The sequence below is a fragment of the Streptomyces pseudovenezuelae genome (assembly GCF_001513955.1).
Classification (GTDB): domain Bacteria; phylum Actinomycetota; class Actinomycetes; order Streptomycetales; family Streptomycetaceae; genus Streptomyces; species Streptomyces pseudovenezuelae.
Genome location: NZ_KQ948144.1, coordinates 63937 through 68088, shown reverse-complemented (window position 1 = coordinate 68088; position 4152 = coordinate 63937). Strand labels below are relative to the sequence as shown.

The 4152-nt window shown below is 67.6% G+C and carries 3 protein-coding genes and 1 pseudogene; all 4 read left to right on the top strand.

Features of this window, described 5'->3' with window-relative positions:
* Window positions 1–486 precede the first annotated feature (486 nt).
* Window positions 487–1779, top strand: coding sequence for an ABC transporter substrate-binding protein (locus tag AQI94_RS00245; protein ID WP_031042661.1), 1293 nt, complete (start codon window positions 487–489; stop codon window positions 1777–1779).
* On the top strand, window positions 1776–2720 hold the full coding sequence (locus AQI94_RS00240) for a carbohydrate ABC transporter permease (protein ID WP_031042667.1): 945 nt from the start codon (window positions 1776–1778) through the stop codon (window positions 2718–2720). The genes AQI94_RS00245 and AQI94_RS00240 overlap by 4 nt, the downstream gene beginning before the upstream one ends.
* Window positions 2717–3541 (top strand): carbohydrate ABC transporter permease, encoded by an 825-nt coding sequence (locus AQI94_RS00235; RefSeq protein WP_031042669.1) that lies wholly within the window; start codon window positions 2717–2719, stop codon window positions 3539–3541. Before AQI94_RS00240 ends, AQI94_RS00235 begins: the two co-directional genes overlap by 4 nt.
* Before the next feature lie 13 nt (window positions 3542–3554).
* Window positions 3555–4152 (top strand): annotated as a pseudogene (locus AQI94_RS00230) (alpha-xylosidase); the annotation flags it as partial.

Here is a 4152-nt window from a genome sequence, read left to right as displayed (position 1 = left end):
GCGGACCAGGCGCCCCCGGCACGACCCGCCTCGCCCACGCGACCGGCAACCGGGCGCTGGACGGCATGTCCCCGGCGGCGGACCACCGCGACGCCCAGGGTCACCGCGCCGGCGGCGCACGCAGCGGCCCACAACATCCCAGCCGGCAGCCGCGACAGCACCCATGACCGCCCTCACCCCGGACGAGAGCACCGACGACGCAACCCCGCCTCCAGGCCCACACCACACCCCTCCCTCACCCCTCCCACAAAGCCCCAGCCGCACCAGCACAGCGCCAGCACCGACACCGCCCCCACCGGGACGCCCCGCACCCCCCTCGTCGAATCGCTTCACCTGATCCTGCACAACCCATTGACGACCTTCGAAGCCGACACATACGTTCCTTCGTCGAAGCGCTTCGACAGGGGTCGTCGAATCGTGTCGATATCGACGACCCCTGCGCGGCGCCCGGCCCGGAGCAACCATCCGACTCCCCGGAGGTACGGGATGTTGACGGCACGAAGGCGAGTGGTGGCGACGGCGGTGGTCCTGACCGGATCGCTGCTGATGACCTCCTGCGGGAACTCCGACAGCGGGTCCTCCGACGGGAAGACGCTGCGGTTGTGGCACTACGAGGGTCCGACCAGCGCGATGGGCATCGCCTGGAAGGAGGCGATCAGGGAGTTCGAGGCCACCCACCCCGGCGTGAAGGTGAAGTTCGAGGAGAAGAGCTTCGACCAGATCCAGAAGACCGCCCCGATGGTCCTCAACTCCTCGGACGCGCCCGACCTCATGGAGTACAACAAGGGCAACGCGACCGCGGGCCTGCTGTCCAAGCAGGGGCTGCTGACCGACCTCACGCAGGAGGCCACCAAGCGCGGCTGGGACAAGAAGCTCAGCCCGAGCGTGCGCACGACGAGCCTCTACGGCTCCGACGGCGTGATGGGCTCCGGCAAGTGGTTCGGCGTCCCGAACTACGCCGAGTACACGCTGGTCTACTACAACAAGGACCTCTTCAAGAGGTACGGCATCGCCGAGCCGAAGACGCTCGCCGAACTGACCGCCGCCATGGACACGTTCGTGGCCAAGGGGGTCACCCCGCTCGCCAACGGCGGCGCCGCCTACCCCGCCCAGCAGTACCTCTACCAACTGGCGCTGTCGAAGGCCGACCGCTCCTGGGTCAACGCCTACCAGCAGTACAAGGGCAGGACCGACTTCCACGACGCCGCCTGGACCTACGGCGCCGAGACCTTCCCCGACTGGGTGAAGAAGGGCTACTTCAGCAAGTCCTCCAGCGGCCAGAACGAGGAGGCCGCCGGCGTCTCCTTCACCTCCGGCAAGGCGCCGATCCTGTTCTCCGGCAGCTGGTGGTACGGCCGCTTCAAGACGGACAACAAGTTCGACTGGGGCACCTTCCTGTGGCCCGACTCGAAGCTCACCCTGGGTTCCGGCGGCAACCTCTGGGTCGTTCCGCAGGGTTCGAAGAACAAGGACCTCGCCTACGACTTCATCGACATCACCATGTCGAAGAAGATCCAGAACCTGCTCGGCAACTCCGGCGGTGTCCCGGTCGCGGCCGACGCCTCCGCCATCACCGACCCGCAGTCGAAGACCCTGATCGACGACTTCAACACCCTCTCGAAGAACGACGGCCTGGCCTTCTACCCCGACTGGCCGGTGCCCGGTTTCTACGACGTCCTCGTCTCCGGGACCCAGAAGCTGATCACGGGCAGCGAGAAGCCCGACGGCTACCTCAGCGATCTCCAGGAGGCCTACGACAAGGGCGCGCCGAAGCAATGACGGTGACCGTCGAACGGAGCGCGCGGGCGGTCGGGAAGGGCACCGCCCGAAAGCCCCCGCGCGGCCCCCGCGACTCCTACGCCCTCTTCCTCCTCCCCGGCGGCCTCGCCTTCCTCGCGATCATCGTCCTGCCGTTCGTGATGAACACCTATGTGAGCTTCACGGACTGGCAGGGCGTGGGCTCCCCCGAGTGGTCGGGACTCGCCAACTACCGCGAGCTGATGGACGATGCGGAGTTCTGGGCGTCCTTCCGGCACAGCCTGTTCATGGTCGTGGCGATGGCGGCGATCCCCACGGCCCTCGGACTGGTCCTCGCCGCCGCCCTGTTCGACTACGTCGGCAAGCACTTCGGATCCAGAACGGCAGCCGTGCTCCGCGCCTGCTTCTACCTCCCCCAGGTCCTGCCGATCGCGGTCGCCGGCATCGTCTGGAGCTGGATCCTCGCCCCGGACAACGGCTCCCTCAACGCCCTCCTCAAGGCGATCGGCCTCGGCAGCTGGCAGCAGGACTGGCTGGGCGATCCGGACCTCGCGCTGTACAGCGTCATGGGCGTCATGGTCTGGGTCCAACTGGGCTTCCCACTGGTCGTCTTCATGGCCGGTCTGCAACGCGTCGACCCGCAGCTGTACGAGGCCGCCGAGCTGGACGGGGCCGGCTGGTGGCGCCGCTTCCGGCACATCACGCTGCCGCAGATCCGCCCGGAGATCTACGTCGTGCTGACCTGGTGCTCGATCGCCGCGCTCAAGGTGTTCGGCGCGGTGTACGTCCTGACCAAGGGCGGACCCGGCGGCGCCACCGACGTGCCCTCCTACTTCTCCTTCACCACGTTCTTCGAGAAGACCCAGGTCGGCTACGGCGCCGCGATCTCCACCGTGCTGACGGTGATCATCCTCGCGCTCTCCCTGATCGGTCTGAGGCTCCAGGAGAGGACGGACCCGTGACCACCGCCCTGCGCCGCTACCCGGTGCTGATCGCCCTGTGCCTCGCGGCCCTGTTCATGGTCGTGCCGTTTCTGATCGTGACGGTCAACGCCTTCAAGTCCCCGACGGAATACGCCCAGAACGGCCCCCTCAGCCTCCCCGACGGCCTGTACACGACCGGCATCAAGGACTTCTGGGAACGCGTCGACTTCGGGCGGAAACTGTTCAACTCGGTCCTGATCAGCGGCTCGGTGGCGGTCCTGGCCGTGATCCTCTCCGTCCTGAACGCCTACGCGATCGGCATCGGCCGCATCAGGGGCCGCACCTGGGTCCTCGCCTTCTTCGTCCTCGCGAACATGCTGCCGCAGGAGGCGCTGGTCTACCCGGTCTACTACCTGAGCAAGCAAGTCGGCCTGTACGACACCAGGTTGAGCGTGATCATCGTCTTCACGGTGATCCAGGCGGCCTTCGGCACCTATCTGCTCTCCGCGGTGCTCGGCCAGTTCCCCCGCGAGATCCTGGAGGCGGCGCGGATCGACGGCGCGAACAAGTGGCAGGTCCTGTGGCGGATCGTCGTCCCCGTCAGCCGTCCCACGCTCGGTGTGCTGCTGGTCTTCTTCTTCATCTGGACCTGGAACGAGTTCCTGCTCCCCCTGGTCATGCTGATCTCCAACGACAACCAGACGGTGTCGGTGGCCCTCGGTGTCCTTCAGGGCCAGCGCCTGATGGACGCCACGATGACCAACGCGGCCGCCCTGCTCGGCGTGCTCCCCGCGATCGTGTTCTTCCTCGTCTTCCAGCGAACCCTCACCCGCGGTATCGCCGTGGGTGCCGTGAAGTAAGGACCCCCCACAGATGAAGTTCACCGACGGCTACTGGCTGTTGCGCGAGGGCGTGACCGCGGCCCATCCGGCCCAGGTCCACGAGGTCAGCGCGTCGGACGGCCGACTGGACATCCTCGCGCCGACCCAGCCCATCCGCCGCCGCGGCGACCTGTTGAAGGGACCGGTCGTGACGATCAGCGCCCACGCCCCGATACCCGACGTCATCGGCGTCACCTTCACGCACTTCGAGGGCGAGCAGCCGCAGCGACCGGCCTTCGAGATCCGTACGGAGGACTTCACGGCGCACACGGAGTACGACGAGGAGCACGCCACCCTCACCTCCGGCGCGCTGTCGGTCCGGGTGGCCCGCACCGACACCTGGCGGGTCGACTTCCTCGCGGACGGCCGGCTGCTGACCGGCAGCGGTCCCAAGGGCATGGGCATCATGCGGGACGCGTCGGGCGCCCACTACCTGCGCGAGCAGCTCGGCCTCGGCGTGGGCACCTCGGTCTACGGCCTCGGCGAACGCTTCGGGCCGCTGGTCAAGAACGGCCAGGTCGTCGACATCTGGAACGCCGACGGCGGCACGGCCACCGAACAGGCCTACAAGAACGTCCCGTTCTACCTCA